The organism is Variovorax sp. KK3, assembly GCF_001984055.1.
In the GTDB taxonomy this organism is placed as follows: domain Bacteria; phylum Pseudomonadota; class Gammaproteobacteria; order Burkholderiales; family Burkholderiaceae_C; genus Variovorax.
Genome location: NZ_LYVO01000171.1, coordinates 1 through 1,704, shown reverse-complemented (window position 1 = coordinate 1,704; position 1,704 = coordinate 1). Strand labels below are relative to the sequence as shown.

Sequence of the window (1,704 nt, the reverse complement as noted above, 5' to 3'; positions counted from 1 at the left end):
CATCCACAACATCCAGCCCGGCCCGCAGGTGATGACCAGCAACCCCGAGCTGTTCTGGGGCCTGATCGCCTCGATGTGGATCGGCAACCTGATGCTGATCATCCTGAACCTGCCGTTGATCGGCATCTGGATCAAGCTGCTGTCGATTCCGTACCGCTGGCTGTTCCCCGCCATCGTGCTGTTCTGCGCGATCGGCGTGTACTCGACCAACAACAACACCTTCGACGTGTGGCTGGTCGCGATCTTCGGCGTCGTGGGCTACATGTTCATCAAGCTGGGATGCGAGCCTGCGCCGTTGCTGCTCGGCCTGATCCTGGGGCCGATGATGGAAGAGAACTTGCGGCGCGCGTTGCTGCTGTCGCGCGGGTCGTGGAGCGTGTTCGTCACGCGGCCGATCTCGGCGGGCCTGCTGGTCGCGGCGGCATTGATGGTGATCATCGTGCTGTTGCCCGCAGTCAAATCCAAACGCGAAGAAGCCTTCGTCGAGGACTGATCTCCTCTACGTCGCAAAAGGCCGCCTCCGGGCGGCCTTTGTGCTTTTCCACTAGCCTTGGGCCCTCCCGGCAAAATCGACCCCCATGAAAAGATCCCACTTCGTCCGCGCGGGCGCGCTCGCGCTGTGCGCCACGGCGCTGCCGGCCGCCTTCGCCCAACAGCCGACGTACCCCACCAAGCCGATCCGCCTGGTCGTGCCCTTTCCGGCGGGTGGCGCCACCGACCTCTTCGCGCGCACGCTGTCGCAGAAGATGGGCGAGAAGCTCGGCACCACGCTGGTCATCGACAACAAGCCGGGCGCCGGCGGCGCCATCGGCTCCGACCTGGCGGCCAAGGCGCCGGCCGATGGCTACACGCTCTTGCTGGCCACCAGCAGCACGCATTCGATCGGCCCGGCCATCAACCCGAAGCTGCCCTACGACACGGTGCGCGACTTCGCGCCCATCGCCCACGTCGGCGACGCGCCGAGCATCATGCTGGTGCCCAACAGCTCGCCGGCGAAGACGGTGCGCGAATGGATCGACTACGCGAAGAAGAACCCCGGCAAGCTCAACTACGCCTCCAGTGGCAACGGCACCATCGTGCAGCTCACGGCGGAGCTGTTCAAGTCGCAGGCCGGCGTGTTCGTCACGCACATTCCGTACAAGGGCACGGCGCTGGCCATTCCCGACCTGATCAGCGGCAAGGTCGACGTGCTCTTCGACTCACTGCCCACCGGCATGCCGCACGTGCGCGACGGCCGCTTGCGCGCGCTGGGCGTGACTTCGCTGAAGCGCAGCCCGCTCGCACCCGAACTGCCGGCCATCGCCGACGTGCTGCCGGGCTTCGAGTCGAGCACCTGGTTCGGCCTGTACGGCCCGAAGGACCTGCCCGCCGACATCGTGGCGCGCGTCAACACCGTGGCCAACGAAGCCGTGCGTGACCCGGAAGTGCGTGACAAGCTGTCGAAGCTCGGCATCGCGCCGGCCGGCAGCACGCCCGCGCAGTTCGCGGCCATGGTGGCGCAAGACGCCGGCAAGTGGAAAAAGATCATCACCGACCGCAAGATCACCAGCGATTAGCCAAGTACTCCCCCAGGCTTCCCCACTTCGTGTGGTACGCCAACCCCCTCGCCGGGGGCAACACCAGCGGCCCGGCAAAGCCGGTTCCGCGGAGAATGTTGCTCTCCCCCAGGCTCCCCCACTTCGTGTGGTCCGCCAACCCCCTCAC

The 1,704-nt window shown here is 66.3% G+C and carries 2 protein-coding genes; both read left to right on the top strand.

Annotated features, from left to right (window positions below):
• A partial coding sequence (locus tag B0W80_RS33975; RefSeq protein WP_179107108.1) for a tripartite tricarboxylate transporter permease occupies positions 1-493 on the top strand: 493 nt, incomplete at its 5' end.
• 85 nt (positions 494-578) lie between these two features.
• On the top strand, positions 579-1,556 hold the full coding sequence (locus B0W80_RS33970; RefSeq protein WP_077003530.1) for a tripartite tricarboxylate transporter substrate binding protein: 978 nt from the start codon (positions 579-581) through the stop codon (positions 1,554-1,556).
• Positions 1,557-1,704 lie beyond the last annotated feature (148 nt).